This is a genomic window from Flavobacterium weaverense (assembly GCF_003688495.1).
Lineage (GTDB): Bacteria > Bacteroidota > Bacteroidia > Flavobacteriales > Flavobacteriaceae > Flavobacterium > Flavobacterium weaverense.
Window position 1 is genome coordinate 493850 of record NZ_REFH01000008.1, and the last position, 19902, is coordinate 513751.

Genomic DNA, 19902 nt, shown 5'->3' on the forward strand with positions numbered 1-19902 from the left:
TTAAACTTTTAATTACTCAAAAATACTAAGATTAAATTGGTTTGAGCGAAGCATTTGGTAAATTTTAATAGAAAAGAGAAAGCGCAGAAAATAAAATTTAGATTTCATTTTCTGCGCTTATTTCAGTTGTCATTTTTTTAAAAACATCAAATTTCGAAGTGTTTAAAAATATCAATACAAATGGTTGTTGCTAGAATTGAGCAGCTTCCGTAGAATTTTTCATTGCAGTCGTTGATGATTTTCCAATAGTTACTGTGTTTTGTACTGCATCAAAATAAGAAGTTCCAACGAAACTTTGATGTTTTACGGCTTTGAAACCATGTTGTTGCAATGCAAATTCGCGTTCTTGTAATTCAGAGTAACCTGCCATTCCTCTTTCTTTATATGCTTTTGATAATTCAAACATACTGGTGTTTAAGGCGTGAAATCCTGCAAGAGTAATGAACTGAAATTTATAACCCATTTCGGCAAGATCCTCTCTAAAGGTTTCCATTTCAGGAACTGATAATTTTGCAGCCCAGTTAAAAGAGGGTGAACAATTGTACGCTAGCATTTTTCCAGGAAATTTAGCGTGTATTCCCTCAGCAAATTTTCGAGCATAATCTAAGTCGGGATTACTAGTTTCCATCCAAATTAAATCAGCGTAAGGAGCGTAACTTAATCCGCGATCAATTCCTTGTTCTACTCCGCAATTCACATAGAAAAAACCTTCTCCTGTTTTTTCTCCTGTAATAAATTTGGCATCTCGAGGATCAATATCACTTGTCAGTAAGTTTGCAGCATCAGCATCTGTTCTTGCTACAACAATTGTTGGCGTTCCCATAACATCTGCCGCAAGTCTTGCTGCAATCAATTTGTTAATGGCTTCTTGTGTAGGAACTAAAACTTTTCCACCTAAATGTCCGCATTTTTTAGCAGAACTTAATTGGTCTTCAAAATGAACTCCGGCAGCACCAGCTTCGATCATTGCTTTCATTAATTCGAAAGCATTTAAATTTCCACCAAAACCTGCTTCCGCATCAGCAACGATAGGTACTAAATATTGTTTTTTATCAGCAGTTCCATTTACAACTTGTATTTGATCTGCGCGTAAAAGTGCATTATTGATTCGTTTTACTACTAGAGGAACACTATTAGCAGGATATAAGGATTGATCAGGGTACATTTCGCCAGCTACATTCGCATCAGCGGCAACTTGCCATCCGCTTAAATATATGGCGTCAAGTCCAGCTTCAACTTCTTGAATAGCTTGGTTTCCTGTAAGCGCTCCCAGACCAGCTACAAAGTCTTGAGCGTTTAATTTATTCCATAGATTAGTAGCCCCAATATGAGCAACGCTGTGTTCTATTTGGTACGAACCTTGTAATTTCACAACTTCTGCTGCTGTGTAAGGTCGCTCAATTCCTGCCCATCTTGGATTTGTAAGCCAGTCTGTAACTAATTCTTGTATTCTAGTTTCTGTAGTTTTCATCGTTGTAGTTTTTTGGTTGTTTGTTGATAGTTGTTTAGTTTGCTTTATAAATATTTGTAGCCTGGAATAGTCAGAAATTCGATAAATTTGTCGTTTACTACTAAAATGTCTAGAATCTGTTCCGCTAGTCTATACTTTTGTTTTTCGTGATTTTCATTACCTACTTTCTCTCTTATTTTCTCGAATTCCTCCATCGCTAGTCGATGATAATATTTCTCGCAAAGCACTTTTTGATTATCTAAAACCACTTTGTTTTGTAGCCATTGCCATAACTGCGATCTTGATATTTCTGCGGTTGCGGCATCTTCCATTAAGTTATGTAAGGCTGCTGCGCCTTGACCATTAAGCCAAGAAGCGATATACAACACAGATATGCTAATATTTTTTCGAATGCCTTCTTCAGTTATTGTTCCTTTAGGCGTTTCCAGAAGATTATCTTCCGTTACATGAAGATCATCTCGTTTTAAATCAATTTGATTCTTATTAGGCATGTATTTATCAAAAACTGTCATTGCAAGAGGAACTAAATCTGGGTGAGCTACCCACGTTCCATCATGGCCATTTTTGACCTCACGTTCTTTGTCGGCTATTACTTTATCAAAAGCAATTTTATTAGCTTCTTCATTGTTCTTGATTGGAATTTGTGCGGCCATTCCTCCTATAGCGTGAATGTTACGTTTGTGACATCTCTGAATTACAAGCTGTGAATAAGCGCTCATAAAAGGAGCGGTCATTGTCACCTGGTCTCTATTAGGAACAATGAAAGCTGGATTGTTTCTTAATTTTTTGATATAGGAGAAAATGTAATCCCATCTTCCGCAATTAAGTCCAACGATATGTTCCCTTAGCTCGAATATTATTTCGTCTAGTTGAAAGCTCGCGTTGATTGTTTCAATTAAAACTGTTGCTTTAAAGGTTCCGTTTTTTACACCAAAATATTCTTGAGAAAATTCAAAAACCTCGTTCCACCATCTCGCTTCTAGGTAGTGCTCTAATTTTGGAATATAAAAATAAGGAGCAGTTCCATTATCAATAAGTTGCTTATGATTATGAAAAGCGTAAAGTCCAAAATCTATTAACGATCCTGATGCTTGTTCATTATTAATTACAAGATGTTTCTCATTTAAATGAAGTCCTCTTGGCCTTACGATTAGAACTGCCGTTTGTTCATTCAGGCTGTATATTTTATTTTTTTTCGTGTCTTCAAGGGTAATTGTTCTATTTACAGCGTCTTTTAAATTTTGTTGTCCTAACATTAAATTACTCCATGTTGGTGAAGTGCTATCTTCAAAATCAGCCATGAAAGTTTTTGCGCCTGAGTTCAGAGCATTGATAACCATTTTTCTATCTACAGGACCAGTTATCTCTACGCGTCGGTCGAGTAAATCTGCAGGAGTTTTAGCAGCTTCCCAATTTCCTTCTCTAATGCTCTTGGTCTCGACGGGAAAAGTGGGCAAAGCGCCTTTATCAAATAGTATTTGTTGATCTTCTCGGTTTTTCAGCAGGGTAAGTCTCCCTTTGTTGAATTTTTCATGAAGTACAGACATGAAAGTCATTGCTTCATCAGTTAAAATTCCCGGATAATGCTCGGTAGCTTCTTTAGTAAAATTTAACAAATTTTCCGAATATACTTCTTTTAAATCCATGATAATGCATTTTAAATTTAATAATAATGTTGGTTTACTAATAATATGTTATATGTCGACAGTGCAATAGTACAAAAAGTTTTTTATAAAACAAGCGAACGTACGCTAAAATTGAAAAATATTTTTTTGGGTGTCTATTCTTTTTTGGTTACATTTGAAATATGAACATAGAAAAGGATTATATCAAACTGATTTTTGGCTTGAAACTGAAGCAGGCTCGAACAAATAAGAATTTATCTTTATTTGGGTTGGCGAAAATAACTGACCTATCGAAATCATATTTAAATGAAATTGAAAAGGGAAAAAAGTATCCAAAAACAGATAAAATCATACTTTTAGCCGAAAAATTAGAGGTTTCCTATGACAATATGGTTTCGTTAAAGCTTGATAATAATCTCGCTCCTATCGGTGAAATTTTAAAGTCGGGGATTTTAAAAGAAATACCTTTAGAGCTCTTTGGTATACAGGAAAATGATCTAATCGATATCATTGCAAATGCGCCAGCTAAGGTTAATGCGTTTATAAGTACTATTATAGAAATTGCTCAGCATTATAATTTGACGAGAGAAAGCTTCTTTTTGGCAGCTTTGCGTTCGTATCAAGAAGCGCAGAATAATTATTTTGAAGATCTAGAGCAGAAGGTGCTGGATTTCTCCAAAGCTTTTCATGTTAATATCGAAACTAAAATATCTGTTGAAGAACTTTCTGCAATTTTAACAGAGGAATATGGTTACACAATTAAAGAACTTGTTTTTTCTGAACAAGAACAATTAGGAGATTTAAGATCTATTTTTGTTCCAAAAAGTAAAACTTTGTTACTTTCACTAGACATCGATGAGCCGCAAAAAGCATTTATTTTGGCCAAAGAAATTGCTTATAATTATCTTCAAATTACTGAAAGATTGTATACTTTCAGTTGGATTAAATTTGATAATTTTGATCAGGTTTTAAATAATTTCTATGCTTCGTACTTCGCTGGAGCCTTATTGATTCAGCGACAGCAATTAATTGAGGGACTAAGTGCGTTTTTACTTAAGACAGAGCCAAAACCACAAGAAATGATTGCTTTGATGAGTAGTTTTAATGTTTCGCCAGAATCATTTTATCAGAGGTTGACCAATATTTTACCAAAAGATTTCCAATTAAAGAATTTATTTTTTCTTCGTCTCTCTCATAAAATAGGAACGGATACGTATCAGATAAAAAAAGAATTACACATTACAAATCAGCAAGAGCCTCATGCTAATGAAATGAATGAGCATTATTGTAGAAGATGGGTTTCTATTCGAACAATAGAAGAATCTCTAAGTCAGAAAAAAAATCATTTTTTTGACGCACAGATTTCGAGCTATGATAACAGTAAGAATGAATATCTTGTATTCTCTTCAGCAACACCAGATCCATTTAAAGAAGATTGTATTCGAAGTATTTCAGTTGGAATCTTAATTACTCCCGCAGTGAAGAAGAAATTCAAGTTTATGGAAAGTGATTCAATTAAGAAACAGATTGTGGGTGTTACTTGTGAAACTTGTGCTGTTAAAAATTGTCTAGAAAGAGCTTCTCCGCCCATTCAATTAGAACAGAAAATTAGGAATGAAAACACAGATTCTATTGTTCAAAAATACATGACACGTTTTAGTTAGTTTTAATCTTTTTCAACGTAGTGTCTAATAATCTATTTCTGATATTTTTCCTCAGTACAATGGACGTTTTTAGTTGCTATTTTTTAAATTGGAGAACGATTAGATTTACTTTTAATTAAAAAAAGTTTTAGAAATTGAGTCATTCGTTAGTACTTATTTAGTTTATTATCTTTTTGACAGTGAAAATCCTCTTCAAATATTTTTGTCGAAAAAGTAAATTTTGGGCAATCTGCCACTAATTCAATAATTACTGTTTCTTTTATTAATTGATAATTCGGAGATTAAGTGTTGCTAAAATTACACAATTGATATTTTTAAGATGATGGAATGATTTTTCGTGCATAAAATTTCGAATTAGCTCTTTTACATTTTATTCGCTTTTGTTTAACAATTCGTAAAGCGTTATAGAAGAGTAGAGCTGATATTTAAGGATTTCTCTAAATTTTATGTAAAACACTTTAAATTCATTATAAATAACAGTCAAATGGTTGTGGTTGCTATCTAATTACTTTATTTTTGTAATATTTTTTAAAACAAATTATTCTAATATTATGGCAAAATCTGCATTATTGAAGTCGTCTATAGCTAAAAAAGTAGCAATGGCGCTTTCAGGAATCTTTTTGATGTTGTTTCTAGCACAGCATTTCTTTATTAATATGACTTCGGTTTTTAGCGCCGATACATTTAATTCAATTTCTCACTTCATGGGGAATAATCCATTGGTTCAGTATGTTATTCAGCCAATATTAATTCTTGGAGTGATTTTTCACTTTATAATGGGTATTGTTTTAGAGCTTAAAAACAGAAGCGCGAGACCTATTTCTTACGCTAAAAACAACGGAGCAGCTAATTCTTCTTGGTCTTCTAGAAACATGATTATTACAGGTGCTGTAATTTTTGCTTTCTTAGGAGTTCACTTTTACGATTTTTGGTTTCCAGAAATGGTTTACAAATATGTTGATGTTAACCCACTGAACGAAGCTAGATATTTCCACGAGTTAGTGGCAAAATTTGAAAGTCCAGTTCGTACCGCTTTGTATTCAGTTTCTTTCATATTGTTGTCATTACACTTATGGCACGGTTTCAACTCTTCAATGCAATCTGTAGGATTTAATAATAAATACTCAGTGGCATTACATAAATTAGGATACGTTTTTGCAATTGTAGTTCCTTTTGGATTTATTTTTATTGCATTATTTCATCATTTCAATCATTAATATTCAATTATAATGGCATTAGACTCAAAAATACCAAATGGCCCAATTGCGGACAAATGGACAAATTATAAAGATCATATTAATTTAGTTAACCCTGCAAACAAACGTAATCTTGATGTTATTGTTGTTGGTACAGGTTTAGCTGGAGGTTCAGCTGCTGCAACTTTAGCAGAGTTAGGATATAACGTTAAAGCATTTTGTTTCCAAGATTCACCACGTCGTGCGCACTCAATCGCGGCACAAGGAGGAATTAATGCAGCAAAAAATTACCAAGGAGACGGAGATTCAACTTTCAGATTGTTTTACGATACTGTAAAAGGAGGAGATTACCGCGCTCGTGAGGCAAACGTACACCGTTTAGCTGAAGTTTCTACAAATATTATCGACCAGTGTGTGGCTCAAGGAGTTCCATTGGCACGTGAATATGGTGGACTGTTAGACAATAGATCTTTTGGTGGAGCATTAGTTTCTAGAACTTTCTATGCTAGAGGTCAAACAGGTCAGCAACTTTTATTAGGAGCTTACTCTGCAATGAACCGTCAAATAGGTCGTGGAAAAATAAAAATGCACAACCGTCACGAGATGCTAGATTTAGTAATCGTAAACGGAAAAGCAAGAGGAATTATCGCTCGTAACTTGATTACTGGTGAAATAGAAAGACATTCAGCTCACGCAGTTGTAATTGCTTCTGGTGGATATGGTAATGTATTTTTCCTTTCTACAAATGCAATGGGATCTAATGCCACTGCAGCTTGGAAAATCCACAAAAAAGGAGCATTCTTCGCAAATCCTTGTTATACACAAATTCACCCAACATGTATTCCAGTTTCTGGAGATCACCAATCGAAATTGACTTTGATGTCAGAATCATTGCGTAATGATGGTCGTATTTGGGTTCCTGCAAAATTAGAAGATGCTCAAGCAATTCGTGATGGTAAAAAGAAACCAACAGAATTAACTGAGGAGGAAAGAGATTATTACTTAGAAAGAAGATATCCAGCATTTGGTAACTTGGTTCCTCGTGATGTTGCTTCTCGTGCTGCCAAAGAAAGATGTGATGCTGGTTACGGTGTAAATAAAACTGGTGAAGCTGTATACCTTGATTTTGCTGCGGCAATTCAACGTTACGGAAAAGAGCAAGTTTTAATTCGCCACTTAGATGCAAACGATAAAGAACTGATCATTAAATTAGGAACAGAAGTAGTTTCTAATAAGTATGGTAACTTGTTCCAAATGTATTATAAGATTGTCGATGAAGATCCATATAAAACTCCTATGATGATTTACCCTGCGGTGCATTATACAATGGGTGGTACTTGGGTTGATTATAATTTACAAACTACAATTCCTGGATGTTTCTCAATTGGGGAATCTAACTTCTCTGATCACGGAGCAAATAGATTAGGAGCTTCTGCATTAATGCAAGGTTTAGCTGATGGTTATTTTGTATTGCCTTACACAATAGGTGATTATTTATCTCCAGATATTAAAATGGGACCTATCTCAACTGACTTACCTGAATTTGCTGAAGCAGAGAAAAATGTAAAAGATCAGATAGATAGATTCATGAACACTAATGGAACACATTCTGTTGACTATTTTCATAGAAAATTAGGAAAAATTATGTGGGACAAAGTAGGTATGGCTCGTAACGAACAAGGATTAAACGAGGCGATTTCTGAAATTTCAGCGCTACGTGAGGCATTTTACAAAGACGTTAAAATTCCAGGTGTAGCTAATGGTTTCAATCAAGAATTAGAAAAAGCGACTCGTGTTGCCGATTTCTTAGAATTAGGTGAGTTGTTTGCTAAAGATGCATTACACCGTAATGAATCTTGTGGAGGACACTTCCGTGAAGAATATCAAACTCCTGAAGGTGAAGCACAGCGTGATGATGAAAATTTTGCGTACGTAGCAGCATGGGAATACACTGGAAAACCAAGTGATGCAATTTTGCACAAAGAAAATCTAGTGTTTGATAACGTTAAATTAGTTCAGAGAAATTACAAATAGAAATCAGTCGAAAGTTAAAAGATCATCTCCTTTGAATATAGAGGATTTGGCGATTAACATTATGACTTTCAAACTAATAAAAGTATGAAACTTACATTAAAAATATGGCGTCAAAAAAACGCCCAAGATAAAGGAGCAATGGTCGATTATCAAATCGATGGAATTGAGCCAGATATGTCATTTTTAGAAATGCTTGACGTTTTCAATCAAGATTTAATGGGCAAAGGTGGCGAGCCAGTTGCATTCGATCATGACTGCCGTGAAGGAATTTGCGGAATGTGTTCTTTATACATTAATGGTGAAGCGCACGGACCAGATAGAGGAGTAACGACTTGTCAACTACACATGCGTATGTTTAAGGATGGTGATACGATTACTATCGAGCCATTCCGTGCAGCTGCGTTTCCAGTAATAAAAGATTTAGTAGTTAACAGAAGTGCTTTTGATAGAATTCAACATGCAGGAGGATTTATATCTGTAAACACTTCAGGTAAAACTGTTGACGCTAATGCAATACCAATAAAGAAAGAAGATGCTGATAAAGCATTTGATGCTGCATCTTGTATTGGTTGTGGAGCTTGTGTTGCTACTTGTAAAAACTCATCTGCAATGCTATTTGTTGCTGCAAAAGTATCGCAATATGCATTATTGCCCCAAGGAAGACTTGAGGCTACAGATCGTGTATTAAATATGGTAGCTCAAATGGATGCTGAAGGTTTTGGTAACTGTACTAATACTGGAGCATGTGAAGTAGAATGTCCTAAAGGTATTTCTCTAGAGAATATTGCTCGCATGAATAGAGAATATTTATCTGCAAGTTTAAAAGGATAGTAATATCAATAGTTCCTGAAGAGGAATTATCATACATATTTAAAAACGCATTCATTAATTTGAATGCGTTTTTTTTATTTCAGATTTATTTAAAATAACTTAGTCGTTCCATCCCCACGGTGCAGAAGGTGTTGCGACTGTTTTAGTTAAATCAAATTTTACAGTAAAAAGTCTATCTGAGCCAATACGTCTTAAATTATAAGTAAAGGATGTTTCGTCTATTGTGATCCACCAAACATTAGAAGCTGCATAGGGAATTAAGTCAGTAGTTTGCTGATCCGCTGGAAAAAACTGTAATGCTGGAGTACCTGAATTTGTAGTCGTTCCGCCGTACTGCGTTACCTTGTCTTCTGAGCCATCTTCTAAACGGTGGTCGTGCTTGAGTTGGATTCGGTTATCTTTATAAGTCAGAACCCAAGTTCTAGATTTATCATCTCCAACGAAAAAGGGAATTCGGATTATGTTTTCATCACAATTTCGAACATGCATTACTAATTTTTTATTTCGAAAAGCATCATTGTCAGCACCTTCTGTAACCACTCCTTCGTACGATTTTCCGCAATGCTTTTTAAGGTTTTCCCAAAATTGTTTTGACCCAGATTGTTCTTGTCCAAATGCAAAAAAAGAAATTAGCATCGAGCATATAGCGATTGTCTTTTTCATGTTTTTTTTGCTAATATAGCGAACTTAAACTACCTTGTTAATTGTTATTTTTTAAAAAATAAAACAATGCAAGTTATATTGATACAAGCTCCTTTGATTTGGGAAAACCCCAAATTAAACCGCGATTATTTCGAAGAAAAAATAAGTGAAATTTTGCATGAGATTGATCTAATTGTTCTACCTGAAATGTTTACTACTGGTTTTACAATGAATCCTTCTGCTGTTGCAGAGTTGATGGAGGGAGAAACTGTTGCGTGGCTTAAAGCTTTGGCCAAAGCTAAAAAATGTGCAATCACGGGAAGTATTGTTATCCAGGAAAACGATAATTTTTATAATAGAATGTTGTTTGTATTTCCCTCCGGCGAAATTCAACATTATGACAAGAGTCATTTATTTACTCTAGCTGGTGAAGAAAAAGCATATAAATCAGGAAATCAAAAAGTTACTGTTGACTATTTAGGATGGAAGATTTGTATGTTAGTCTGTTACGATTTGCGCTTTCCTGTATTCTCCCGAAATGTGGAAGATTATGACTTGCTAATATACGTTGCTAGTTGGCCTCAAATTAGAATTAATGCTTGGGATTCATTGCTAAAAGCTAGGGCAATTGAAAATATGAGTTACGTAATAGGAGTTAATAGAACTGGCATGGACGACAATGGTCATTCCTACAACGGACATTCTCAAATTATTGATTGCTTGGGTAATTATGTTGTTGAGCCTGAAGAAGAAGATAGTTTATTGAAGGGGATTTTAAATAAAAGTGAATTAATTGAGATGCGCAATAAGTTTGGCTTTTTAAATGATAAAGATAATTTTGAACTTAAATTTAAAAATTAGATTTTTTCTTATCATCTATTTTCTTTTTTGGTTCGGGAGTATATGGAATCGACAAATCAAATATTTGTTCCACATCCCAATTAGCACGAACATCAATTTCCTTTGAAAAATAAATAACTTCCTCAGAATATCTCTTTTCTAAATAATTTCCTGAATCATAGAATTTGTTTTTATTTTCATCATAAATTGCTCTAAGTGTGAATTTAGCAGGCTCTAAAAGATTAAAATCTAGTGTAGTCGCACTCTCCGAATATTCAGAAGCTAGAACTATTCCTTTATCGTCAGTTAACTCTATTATCACTGGAAATCTTTTTACATTTTCTAACTTTATGCGTAAATTACCATACTCAGAAGTGCTCTGTGTAGTTGCTTTAAATAAAAGTGTTTCATTTGATTTTTCAAAAAAATCAGTTAATCCGCCAGGTAAGATTTTTAAACTATATTTTTCCGAAGGTTCTTTTTTAAAGTCAATATATAGTTGCTGTGTAAATTCATCATATTCTGTCGTAAAAGGAACTGAGATAGAATCTTTACTTATTAAATTTATTTTTGTTTTGTCAAAACGAATTAATGGTGTACTGCTTTCTAAAGTGTAGCGATTTCGAAAATGCAGAGTTCCGTTATAGAGTGCAGTTACATTTAAAGTATCTTTTTTTTGATCTTTAATTTTAAATACAAAATTATTAACATACTTGTCGTTCGATATATTCAGTGCTAACGAATCTGCTTTTAGTGGTTTAAACCAAACTTGGAGTGAATCTTTTTTTACTAGTTGCGTTACTATAGTAGGTAGAACTTTGTTCTTGTTTTTGAGCGTTAATTTTGCTTTTGCAGCAGCAGTTCTGGCATCTCCTTCGTAACCGATGAATATCTTATTTCCTGAAGCTTGAGTAGGTTTAAAAGCCTTAAAGGGTAGAGTCTCTTTGAACAATTCGAGTTCATAGATAGTGTCATTGGGAATGGTGATGAACTGCTTGTGAAAACCAATTTTATCTGTTTTCGGATTGTATTTATTGTTGCTATTTTGATCTTTCATTGCAATAAGAAGATATTTGCCCGCTTTAAGATTTTCTAATCGAAATGTTTTTAAGCTGTCTAAAGTATTTGTGACATATCGAGGTGTTTCTTTGTAGATAATAGAATCTTTGAATTTGTCATTTATTTCATAAAGCATAACAGATACAAACGATTCTACTTCTTTATCAATTGCACTTTTAATTTTTCCTCCAAGGCTTAATGAATCTATAAATGAGCCTGTTGAAAAAATATATTTAAATTGATTATATGGATTTTCCTCGTTGTTGTCTGCAATACTCTGTCCAAAGTTAATACTGTAAGTGGTGTTGGGCTGTAAAGTGTCTTTTAACTTTATTGTAATAGTTTTGCTAGCTGTCGTAGGTAAAATAAGTGGCTCGTTTTTCATTGGTGGAGAGATGATCAACTGCTTCTTAAGGTTTTTCAATTTAACATTTTCATCAAATACTAATTTTATCTGGTCCCCTTTAAAATTAGTGCTGAAGTTTTCGGGAAAACTAATTTTTAAGACAGGCGCGATAGTGTCTTTTAATCCGCCAGTTATGGAACCTCTTTTTGCGCAACCAAAAATTGCAAAAAGTAATAATAGTAATATGTATTTCATATTGTTTTTCAGCATAACAAGTCATAAATTAGATTTTACAAAATAACAATTATAATCAATGTGATTTAATAATTTTTTAAAATTATTGTGAATCATTTTGTTTAAATATCTTTTTCTTAAAATGTATAAATCTGCATTTTTAATTTCTAATTTTACATCAATAATTTAAAGAAAGTACACTACATGCTACTTTTGGTCCTTTTGTGTAAAAACGCTTATAAAATAAATTGACATATAATGAGGAAAATAGAACATATTGGGATTGCTGTTAAGAATTTAGAAGTGTCCAATTTAGTTTTTGAAAAACTTTTTGGTACGCCAGCTTACAAGTTTGAGGAAGTTGAAAGTGAAGGCGTTTCTACTTCTTTCTTTATGAACGGTCCTAATAAAATTGAACTTTTGGCTGCTACTAGCCCAGAAAGTCCTATTGCTAAATTTTTAGAAAAGAAAGGTGAAGGAATTCATCATATTGCTTTTGATGTAGAAGATATTGTTTCTGAAATTGCTCGTTTAAAAGGAGAAGGCTTTATTGTATTAAATGAAATTCCAAAAAAAGGAGCTGATAATAAGTTAGTTGCCTTTTTACATCCTAAAAGCACTAATGGCGTTTTAATAGAATTGTGTCAAGAAATTAAATAGCTTTAATTTCGATTATTACTATAGTTCTAATAATCAGTCGCTTTGTGAAACGGAGGTTTTATTTTCTAAATAAAGACCAAATCAAATTAAAAAACATTTGGAGCAAACGAAAAATAGTAGTAATATTGCAAACTCTAAACCGGTCCTATAGCTCAGCTGGTTAGAGCACCTGACTCATAATCAGGTGGTCCCTGGTTCGAGCCCAGGTGGGACCACAGTTTAAATCAAGCCTTTACAGCAATGTAAAGGCTTTTTTGTGCTCTGTAATATTGCTTAGTGCCATCTTGATTTATGGTAATTTTCTACTTTTAGTTTTTTATTCAAAGTAAAGTCTTAATTTGCGTAAGGATTAAATTACCTTTATAGCGCAAATTAGTGCAAAATGTTTTTTTTAAATATATGAAAATAAGTAGAAAAGCAGTTTTATTAGCGGTGGTGTGCTTGTTTAGCTTTCTGAAGATTTTTGCAGACGGTAGTTCCAATCCACCCCCCCCCACAGAAAATTCTACTTTGCAAGGCACTCCTCCTCCTCCTCCTGGTCTACCTATTGATGACAATCTCATTATTCTTCTAACAATGGCAATAATTTTTGGAATTTATGTCATTTATAATCAACAAGCTAAAACAAAAAAAACTCCAATGTAAATTGGAGTTTTTGTCTTTAAAATAAATTATTTATTAGCATATAATCGAGAGACATATTTCCCAATCACATCAAATTCTAAATTTACTTTTGTTCCAACTTTAAAAGAGTTAAAATTAGTGTGCTCGTAAGTATATGGAATAATTGCCACGCTAAATTGATTTTGCTTTGAATCAACCACAGTCAAGCTTACCCCATTTACGGTTATAGAACCTTTTTCAATAGTGATGTTATTTGGTCCTTTGTCATATTCAAAAGTATATAACCAGCTGCCGCCCGTTTCTTCTGCAAGAATACAAGTGCCTGTTTGATCCACATGTCCTTGAACAATATGACCATCCAGTCTATCACCGAGTTTCATAGCTCTTTCAAGATTAACATTATCTCCGACATTCCAATCTGATAGATTTGTCTTTTTAACTGTTTCGTCTATTGCGGTTACGCTGTAAGAGGTATCAGCAATAGCAACAATAGTAAGACATATTCCATTATGTGCAACGCTTTGATCTATCTTAAGTTCGCTAGTAATTGATGAATGCACTGTAATATGCAAGTTTGTGTTCTCTTTTTTTATTTCTTGGATTGTGCCAAGGGTTTCTACTATTCCTGTAAACATTTCTTGTTTTATTTTACTAAATTTGCACTTCAAAATTAGCAATAAATAACGGTATGTCATCATGAAAAAAGCAGAAAATATAATCGTAGGAATTTCTATTGGAGATTTAAACGGTATTGGAAGCGAGGTTATTTTAAAAACATTTGAGGATGCTCGTATGTTGGAATTATGTACTCCGGTAATATTTGCAAATGTTAAACTATTATCCTTTGTTAAAAAAAGTTTTCAATCAACTTCTTTGCTTCACGGGATTGATAAATTAGACCAAATTGTTGTAGGCAAAATTAACGTCTTAAACGTTTGGAAAGAAGTGGTTGACCTTAAACTTGGAGAAAGTGATGCTAAAGCAGGTGAGTATGCTATAAAATCGTTTGTAGCTGCAACAAATGCTCTGAAGGATGGTTTAATTGATGTTCTTGTAACTGCACCAATAAATAAATATAACATTCAATCTGATGAATTTAAATTTCCTGGTCATACAGATTATTTAGATCAGGAGTTAGAGGGTAATGCGCTGATGTTAATGGTTCAAGATTCATTAAGAGTAGGATTGTTGACTGATCACATTCCCTTAAATGAAGTTGCTTCTCATTTGACGGAGGAATTAATTAGAAAGAAAATTGAAACAGTTAAGCAATCATTGATTCAGGATTTTAGTATAAATAAGCCTAAGATTGCGGTATTAGGTTTAAATCCTCACTGCGGTGATGGCGGTGTTATAGGAACAGAGGACGATTCGATTATAAAGCCCGCGCTAAAAAAACTTTTTGAGAAAGGAACTTTAGTTTTTGGTCCTTTTTCTGCTGATGGATTTTTTGGAAGCAATCAATACGAGAAATATGACGCAGTTATTGCAACTTATCATGATCAAGGATTGATTCCATTTAAGACGTTATCTTTTGGTAATGGCGTTAATTATACGGCTGGTTTAAATAAAATTAGAACTTCTCCAGATCATGGGACTGCTTATGATATTGCCGGTAAAGGTATTGCAGATTTCAATTCGTTTAAGGAAGCGGTATATTTGGCATTAGACATTTATCATTCTAGAAATCAATATGCAGAAATCAGTATAAAACCATTGAAAACAAAAGAAAAGTAGTTGTGAACAAAAAAAAGTGAATAACATTATTAGATTTGCAATAATTTTATATCTTTGCACTCCCGAAGTTTAGGGGAAAATTGTTGTTGAAATGAAGAATACAAAAGAATATTTAATTCCTTTTATAGGATTAAAGCCAGGAAAACATCATTTTGAGTATCAAATCACTAACGAGTTCTTTGAAATCTTTGATTACAGTGAATATCAAGATTCAAATATCAAAGTAAACGTAGTTTTAGAGAAGAAAAGCACGTTATTAGAGTTGGATTTTGTTCACAAAGGTTCCGTAAATGTTCCTTGTGACTTGACTAGCGAAGATTTTGATTTGCCAATAAAAGGCAAGATGAAATTAATTGTTCGTTTTGGCGAAGAATTTAATGATGAAAACGAAGAATTACTGATTTTGCCTCATGGAGAATTTGAGGTAGATATTGCACAATACATTTATGAAATGATTGTGTTGTCAGTACCTTTACGACGCGTTCATCCAGGAGTGAAAGATGGAAGTTTAAAAACGGAAGCCTTGACAAAACTTAATGAACTAAAAGTAAAGGAAGATAAAAAAGAGATTAAAAAAGAAGAAAATATAGACCCACGTTGGGACAAATTAAAGCAACTATTAACGGATAAATAATATAGTAAAATGGCGCATCCTAAGAGAAAAATCTCCAAAACAAGAAGAGATAAGAGAAGAACACATTACAAAGCTACTGTAGCACAGATCGCTACTTGCCCAATCACTGGGGAAGCACATTTGTATCACAGAGCATATTGGCATGAAGGTAAAATGTATTACAGAGGGCAAGTTGTTATAGATAAATCTGTAGCCGTTGCTTAATACATTTTGTAAATAATATCCGAACTCTCACATCGTGAGAGTTTTTTTGTTGTTTATTATTTTTGTTAAATAAGAAGTTCCAAGTTAAAGAGAATGGAATTTTTTTTGTAATTTTCAAGTCTTTAAAAATTTTCAAATGGTAACATTTGACTAGAAATAAATTGCACACAATGAATAAAATCACAGCCGCAATTACCGCTGTTGGAGCTTACGTTCCAGACTTTGTTCTTACCAACAAAGCTCTTGAAGTTATAGTCGATACAAATGATGAGTGGATCACCTCTCGTACAGGAATAAAAGAAAGAAGGATTCTCAAAGATGAAGATAAAGGAACTTCTTTTTTGGCTATAAAGGCTGCTCAAGATTTATTGGCTAAAGCCAATATTGATCCTCTAGAAATAGATTTGTTGATTATGGCAACTGCAACTCCAGATATGCCGGTAGCATCTACAGGTGTTTACGTAGCTACAGAAATTGGAGCTACAAATGCTTTTGCTTATGATTTACAAGCTGCATGTTCTAGTTTTTTGTTTGGTATGTCAACCGCCGCAGCTTATATAGAATCAGGTAGATACAAGAAAGTTCTATTAATAGGTGCTGATAAAATGTCGTCTATCGTTGATTACACAGATCGTTCGACTTGTATAATTTTTGGTGATGGTGCGGGAGCAGTTTTATTTGAGCCAAATTACGAAGGATTAGGTTTGCAGGATGAATATCTCCGCAGTGATGGAATAGGAAGAGATTTCTTGAAAATTGATGCCGGTGGTTCACTCAATCCTACTACGATGGAAACTGTTACTCATAACAGACACAATATTATACAAGATGGAAAAACTGTTTTCAAATATGCTGTAACTAATATGGCAGATTCAAGCGAATTAATCGTAAAGAGAAATAACTTGACCAATGAAGACGTGGATTGGTTAGTGCCTCATCAAGCTAACAAACGTATAATAGATGCTACAGCAAACAGAATGAATTTAGAAGATTCTAAAGTGCTAATGAATATTGAAAAATACGGAAACACTACATCAGCTACTTTGCCTCTTGTACTTAATGATTTCGAGCATTTATTCAAAAAAGGAGATAATATAATTCTTGCTGCCTTTGGAGGTGGATTCACTTGGGGATCTATTTATCTAAAATGGGCTTACGATAAAAAATAAATTTAAACTAAAAACAAATAATTATGGATTTAAAAGAAATTCAAAATCTAATCAAATTTGTAGCAAATTCAGGAGTTGCAGAAGTTAAGTTGGAAATGGATGATGTAAAAATCACCATCAGAACCACTTTAGAAGGAAATACAACTGAAACAACATATGTTCAACAAATGCCCGCTCAAAACACACTTCAGCAAGCAGCTCCTGTTGCAGTAGCTCCAGTTGCAGCGGTTCCCGAAGTACAAGCTGTTGAAAATGCACATTATATTACTATAAAATCTCCAATTATTGGAACATTCTATAGAAAACCATCTCCAGACAAACCTATGTTTGTTGAAGTTGGAAAAAATATCGCTCAAGGTGACGTTCTTTGTGTAATTGAAGCGATGAAATTATTTAATGAAATTGAATCTGAAATCTCTGGTAAAATTGTAAAAGTATTGGTAGACGATATGTCTCCAGTTGAATTTGACCAACCTTTGTTCTTAGTAGATCCGTCATAACATTTTTAAATTCCAAATTCCAAATTTCAAATCAGTAGATGTGGAATTTGGAATTTGTCATTTGAATTTTAAATTAAAAGAAGATGTTTAAAAAAATATTAATTGCAAATAGAGGTGAAATTGCTTTACGTATCATTAGGACATGTAAAGAAATGGGCATTAAGACAGTAGCTGTATATTCTACTGCTGATGCTGAAAGCCTGCATGTTAAATTTGCTGACGAAGCTGTTTGTATAGGACCGCCTCAAAGTAATTTGTCGTATTTAAAGATGTCAAATATTATTGCTGCTGCAGAAATTACAAATGCAGATGCAATTCATCCAGGATATGGGTTTCTTTCTGAAAACGCTAAGTTTTCTAAGATTTGTCAAGAACATGGTATCAAGTTTATTGGTGCTTCCCCGGAAATGATTGATAGAATGGGAGATAAAGCTTCTGCTAAATCAACAATGATTGAAGCTGGAGTTCCTTGTGTACCTGGTTCAGTAGGTATTTTAGAATCCTACGAGCAAGCGCTTCAATTGTCTAGGGAATTTGGATATCCAGTTATGCTTAAAGCAACTGCTGGTGGTGGTGGTAAAGGAATGAGAGCAGTTTGGAAAGAAGAAGAATTATTAAAAGCGTGGGAAGGTGCTAGACAAGAATCTGCTGCTGCTTTTGGTAATGACGGAATGTACTTAGAAAAATTAATCGAAGAGCCTCGTCATATCGAAATTCAAGTTGTTGGTGATTCTTATGGAAAAGCATGTCATCTATCAGAAAGAGATTGTTCTGTTCAAAGACGTCATCAAAAATTAACTGAAGAAACACCTTCTCCATTCATGACGGATGATTTACGTCTTAAAATGGGTGAAGCTGCAGTGAAAGCTGCAGAGTTTATCAAATATGAAGGCGCTGGTACAGTTGAGTTCTTGGTGGATAAGCATCGTAATTTCTATTTTATGGAAATGAATACTCGTATACAAGTAGAGCATCCTATTACAGAACAAGTCATTGATTATGACCTGATTCGTGAGCAAATTTTAGTTGCTGCCGGAGTACCAATTACAGGTAAAAATTATTTACCAAAATTGCACGCAATCGAATGCAGAATTAATGCAGAAGATCCTTATAATGATTTCCGTCCTTCACCAGGAAAAATCACTACGCTTCACATGCCAGGAGGACACGGTGTTCGTTTAGACACTCATGTTTACTCCGGTTATACTATTCCACCAAATTATGATTCTATGATTGCAAAGTTGATTACAACAGCGCAAACACGTGATGAAGCAATTAGCAAGATGAGAAGAGCTTTAGATGAATTCGTAATAGAAGGAATTAAAACAACTATTCCATTTCATAGACAGTTAATGGATGATCCACGTTATATAGCTGGTGATTACACAACTGCTTTTATGGATACTTTTAAAATGAATGATCCAGAATAAAAATTTTCTATTCTAAATTATAAAACCTTGTAGCGATACAAGGTTTTTTTTTGCTCTATATAAAAGTGTAAACGTGCAATATTTACCCGATAAAATTAGAGTTTACCCATCTTACTCACAAAGGTCGTATGGCAACAATTCTGTAAGTGACTTTAATTCAATTAATTAAGTAGCTGGACGATAGTTGTTTTGAAAATGGTATGATTATTCTATTAGGCTATACAACTTAAACAGTAAATAATCATTAAAATAAATATCATGAAAAAATTAATCTTATCAGCAGCAATCGTTTTAGGAAGTTTCGCAACTTACGCATCATCAGTTCCAAATAACAATGAAATCGTTAAAACAATTAATCTTCAAGAAGAATACACTGAAGTGAAAATGGAAGAGGTTCCAGAAGCTATTTCAAAAGCTTTAAAAACAGCTTATCCAGATGCAATTTTAGATAAAGCATATATAAACGATAAAAAGGAATACAAATTAGACATTACACTAGGAGACAAAAAAGGAAACCTTTTTGCAGATGAAAACGGTAAATGGATAACAAAATAATTTAAAAAAAATATTAAAACAAAATAACACATATTATGAAAAAAGTAATCTTATCAGCAGCAATAGTATTAGGAAGTTTGACAACATACGCAACAGTAATACCTAATTCAAATCTAGTAGTAAAAAGTATTATTCTTCAAGAAGAATATACGGAAGTTAAATTAGAAGAAGTACCAGAAGCTGTAATGAAAGCTCTAAAAGTTGCCTATCCAGATGCAGTTTTAAATGCTGCATTCGTTAATGCAAAAAAAGAATATAAATTAGATGTTACCGTTGGTGAAACAAAAGGAAATCTTTTTGCTGACGAAAACGGAAAATGGATTCAACAATAAATACTGAATCTAAGCTTTACATATTATAACAAAGGTAGGTAGTAGACATTTTTATTATTATGTATTGCAAACAATGATTTACAGTTGGTAACCAGAAAGCTACTGTTAACGCGGG

At 33.5% G+C, this 19902-nt stretch carries 20 protein-coding genes and 1 tRNA gene; 16 read left to right on the forward strand and 5 right to left on the reverse strand.

What is annotated here, in order from left to right; genetic code table 11:
- Positions 1-190: 190 nt before the first annotated feature.
- Both aceA and aceB read right to left on the reverse strand, forming a co-directional pair.
- Positions 191-1471 carry an isocitrate lyase gene (gene aceA / locus BC961_RS05760; protein ID WP_121924899.1) on the reverse strand — a complete coding sequence of 427 codons (1281 nt, stop codon included), beginning with the start codon at positions 1469-1471 and terminating at the stop codon, positions 191-193.
- Between the two features lie 44 nt (positions 1472-1515).
- Positions 1516-3117, reverse strand: coding sequence for a malate synthase A (gene aceB / locus BC961_RS05765; protein ID WP_121924900.1), 1602 nt, complete (start codon positions 3115-3117; stop codon positions 1516-1518).
- 161 nt (positions 3118-3278) lie between these two features.
- Here aceB and BC961_RS05770 point away from each other — a divergent pair, with 161 nt between their 5' ends.
- The 4 genes from BC961_RS05770 to BC961_RS05785 all read left to right on the forward strand — a co-directional run bounded on the left by BC961_RS05770 (position 3279) and on the right by BC961_RS05785 (position 8821).
- Positions 3279-4760, forward strand: a complete 1482-nt coding sequence (locus BC961_RS05770; RefSeq protein ID WP_121924901.1) for a helix-turn-helix domain-containing protein — start codon at positions 3279-3281, stop codon at positions 4758-4760.
- 551 nt (positions 4761-5311) lie between these two features.
- Positions 5312-5977: a succinate dehydrogenase cytochrome b subunit gene (locus tag BC961_RS05775; RefSeq protein WP_121924902.1), complete on the forward strand. Its 666-nt coding sequence runs from the start codon at positions 5312-5314 to the stop codon at positions 5975-5977.
- A gap of 12 nt (positions 5978-5989) precedes the next feature.
- The gene (locus BC961_RS05780; protein ID WP_121924903.1) at positions 5990-7990 is read left to right on the forward strand and encodes a fumarate reductase/succinate dehydrogenase flavoprotein subunit; all 2001 of its coding nucleotides are present in this window, start codon (positions 5990-5992) and stop codon (positions 7988-7990) included.
- 84 nt (positions 7991-8074) lie between these two features.
- Positions 8075-8821 (forward strand): succinate dehydrogenase/fumarate reductase iron-sulfur subunit, encoded by a 747-nt coding sequence (locus tag BC961_RS05785; RefSeq protein WP_121924904.1) that lies wholly within the window; start codon positions 8075-8077, stop codon positions 8819-8821.
- A gap of 99 nt (positions 8822-8920) precedes the next feature.
- On the opposite strand, the gene BC961_RS05790 is transcribed toward BC961_RS05785, so the two are convergent.
- Entirely contained in the window at positions 8921-9484 is a 564-nt protein-coding gene (locus tag BC961_RS05790; protein WP_121924905.1) for a hypothetical protein, read from the reverse strand.
- A 66-nt stretch (positions 9485-9550) separates the two neighbouring features.
- On the opposite strand from BC961_RS05790, the gene BC961_RS05795 reads away from it, so the two are divergent.
- Positions 9551-10324 carry an amidohydrolase gene (locus tag BC961_RS05795; RefSeq protein WP_121924906.1) on the forward strand — a complete coding sequence of 258 codons (774 nt, stop codon included), beginning with the start codon at positions 9551-9553 and terminating at the stop codon, positions 10322-10324.
- Here the strand turns inward: BC961_RS05795 and BC961_RS05800 are convergent.
- Positions 10314-11978, reverse strand: coding sequence for an Ig-like domain-containing protein (locus BC961_RS05800; protein ID WP_121924907.1), 1665 nt, complete (start codon positions 11976-11978; stop codon positions 10314-10316). The two genes, BC961_RS05795 and BC961_RS05800, sit on opposite strands and share 11 nt — an antisense overlap.
- Before the next feature lie 222 nt (positions 11979-12200).
- Here BC961_RS05800 and mce point away from each other — a divergent pair, with 222 nt between their 5' ends.
- The 3 genes from mce to BC961_RS05815 all read left to right on the forward strand — a co-directional run bounded on the left by mce (position 12201) and on the right by BC961_RS05815 (position 13247).
- Complete coding sequence (mce, locus tag BC961_RS05805; RefSeq protein ID WP_121924908.1) at positions 12201-12602, forward strand: methylmalonyl-CoA epimerase; 402 nt, start codon at positions 12201-12203, stop codon at positions 12600-12602.
- A gap of 141 nt (positions 12603-12743) precedes the next feature.
- A tRNA-Ile gene (locus tag BC961_RS05810) sits at positions 12744-12817 on the forward strand.
- A 184-nt stretch (positions 12818-13001) separates the two neighbouring features.
- Positions 13002-13247 carry a hypothetical protein gene (locus BC961_RS05815; protein WP_147440532.1) on the forward strand — a complete coding sequence of 82 codons (246 nt, stop codon included), beginning with the start codon at positions 13002-13004 and terminating at the stop codon, positions 13245-13247.
- A gap of 26 nt (positions 13248-13273) precedes the next feature.
- On the opposite strand, the gene BC961_RS05820 is transcribed toward BC961_RS05815, so the two are convergent.
- On the reverse strand, positions 13274-13861 hold the full coding sequence (locus BC961_RS05820) for a riboflavin synthase (RefSeq protein ID WP_121925108.1): 588 nt from the start codon (positions 13859-13861) through the stop codon (positions 13274-13276).
- Positions 13862-13919: 58 nt separating this feature from the next.
- Between BC961_RS05820 and pdxA the strand changes: the two genes are divergently transcribed.
- The 8 genes from pdxA to BC961_RS05860 all read left to right on the forward strand — a co-directional run bounded on the left by pdxA (position 13920) and on the right by BC961_RS05860 (position 19787).
- Positions 13920-14963, forward strand: a complete 1044-nt coding sequence (gene pdxA, locus BC961_RS05825; protein WP_121924910.1) for a 4-hydroxythreonine-4-phosphate dehydrogenase PdxA — start codon at positions 13920-13922, stop codon at positions 14961-14963.
- Between the two features lie 91 nt (positions 14964-15054).
- Entirely contained in the window at positions 15055-15597 is a 543-nt protein-coding gene (locus BC961_RS05830; protein ID WP_121924911.1) for a YceD family protein, read from the forward strand.
- Positions 15598-15606: 9 nt separating this feature from the next.
- Positions 15607-15801, forward strand: a complete 195-nt coding sequence (gene rpmF / locus BC961_RS05835; RefSeq protein WP_007137315.1) for a 50S ribosomal protein L32 — start codon at positions 15607-15609, stop codon at positions 15799-15801.
- A 170-nt stretch (positions 15802-15971) separates the two neighbouring features.
- Positions 15972-16970, forward strand: a complete 999-nt coding sequence (locus BC961_RS05840; RefSeq protein ID WP_121924912.1) for a beta-ketoacyl-ACP synthase III — start codon at positions 15972-15974, stop codon at positions 16968-16970.
- A 23-nt stretch (positions 16971-16993) separates the two neighbouring features.
- Complete coding sequence (gene accB, locus BC961_RS05845) at positions 16994-17470, forward strand: acetyl-CoA carboxylase biotin carboxyl carrier protein (RefSeq protein WP_121924913.1); 477 nt, start codon at positions 16994-16996, stop codon at positions 17468-17470.
- Positions 17471-17553: 83 nt separating this feature from the next.
- Positions 17554-18900 carry an acetyl-CoA carboxylase biotin carboxylase subunit gene (gene accC / locus BC961_RS05850; RefSeq protein ID WP_121924914.1) on the forward strand — a complete coding sequence of 449 codons (1347 nt, stop codon included), beginning with the start codon at positions 17554-17556 and terminating at the stop codon, positions 18898-18900.
- Positions 18901-19158: 258 nt separating this feature from the next.
- On the forward strand, positions 19159-19455 hold the full coding sequence (locus BC961_RS05855) for a hypothetical protein (protein WP_121924915.1): 297 nt from the start codon (positions 19159-19161) through the stop codon (positions 19453-19455).
- A gap of 35 nt (positions 19456-19490) precedes the next feature.
- The gene (locus tag BC961_RS05860; protein WP_121924916.1) at positions 19491-19787 is read left to right on the forward strand and encodes a hypothetical protein; all 297 of its coding nucleotides are present in this window, start codon (positions 19491-19493) and stop codon (positions 19785-19787) included.
- Positions 19788-19902 lie beyond the last annotated feature (115 nt).

Excerpts from the sequence above, each read along its gene's own strand:
- aceA (WP_121924899.1), bottom strand. The coding sequence starts at position 1,471 with ATGAAAACTACAGAAACTAGAATACAAGAATTAGTTACAGACTGGCTT.
- aceB (WP_121924900.1), bottom strand. The coding sequence starts at position 3,117 with ATGGATTTAAAAGAAGTATATTCGGAAAATTTGTTAAATTTTACTAAA.
- BC961_RS05770 (WP_121924901.1), top strand. The coding sequence starts at position 3,279 with ATGAACATAGAAAAGGATTATATCAAACTGATTTTTGGCTTGAAACTG.
- BC961_RS05775 (WP_121924902.1), top strand. The coding sequence starts at position 5,312 with ATGGCAAAATCTGCATTATTGAAGTCGTCTATAGCTAAAAAAGTAGCA.
- BC961_RS05780 (WP_121924903.1), top strand. The coding sequence starts at position 5,990 with ATGGCATTAGACTCAAAAATACCAAATGGCCCAATTGCGGACAAATGG.
- BC961_RS05785 (WP_121924904.1), top strand. The coding sequence starts at position 8,075 with ATGAAACTTACATTAAAAATATGGCGTCAAAAAAACGCCCAAGATAAA.
- BC961_RS05790 (WP_121924905.1), bottom strand. The coding sequence starts at position 9,484 with ATGAAAAAGACAATCGCTATATGCTCGATGCTAATTTCTTTTTTTGCA.
- BC961_RS05795 (WP_121924906.1), top strand. The coding sequence starts at position 9,551 with ATGCAAGTTATATTGATACAAGCTCCTTTGATTTGGGAAAACCCCAAA.
- BC961_RS05800 (WP_121924907.1), bottom strand. The coding sequence starts at position 11,978 with ATGCTGAAAAACAATATGAAATACATATTACTATTATTACTTTTTGCA.
- mce (WP_121924908.1), top strand. The coding sequence starts at position 12,201 with ATGAGGAAAATAGAACATATTGGGATTGCTGTTAAGAATTTAGAAGTG.
- BC961_RS05815 (WP_147440532.1), top strand. The coding sequence starts at position 13,002 with ATGAAAATAAGTAGAAAAGCAGTTTTATTAGCGGTGGTGTGCTTGTTT.
- BC961_RS05820 (WP_121925108.1), bottom strand. The coding sequence starts at position 13,861 with ATGTTTACAGGAATAGTAGAAACCCTTGGCACAATCCAAGAAATAAAA.
- BC961_RS05830 (WP_121924911.1), top strand. The coding sequence starts at position 15,055 with ATGAAGAATACAAAAGAATATTTAATTCCTTTTATAGGATTAAAGCCA.
- rpmF (WP_007137315.1), top strand. The coding sequence starts at position 15,607 with ATGGCGCATCCTAAGAGAAAAATCTCCAAAACAAGAAGAGATAAGAGA.
- BC961_RS05840 (WP_121924912.1), top strand. The coding sequence starts at position 15,972 with ATGAATAAAATCACAGCCGCAATTACCGCTGTTGGAGCTTACGTTCCA.
- accB (WP_121924913.1), top strand. The coding sequence starts at position 16,994 with ATGGATTTAAAAGAAATTCAAAATCTAATCAAATTTGTAGCAAATTCA.
- accC (WP_121924914.1), top strand. The coding sequence starts at position 17,554 with ATGTTTAAAAAAATATTAATTGCAAATAGAGGTGAAATTGCTTTACGT.
- BC961_RS05855 (WP_121924915.1), top strand. The coding sequence starts at position 19,159 with ATGAAAAAATTAATCTTATCAGCAGCAATCGTTTTAGGAAGTTTCGCA.
- BC961_RS05860 (WP_121924916.1), top strand. The coding sequence starts at position 19,491 with ATGAAAAAAGTAATCTTATCAGCAGCAATAGTATTAGGAAGTTTGACA.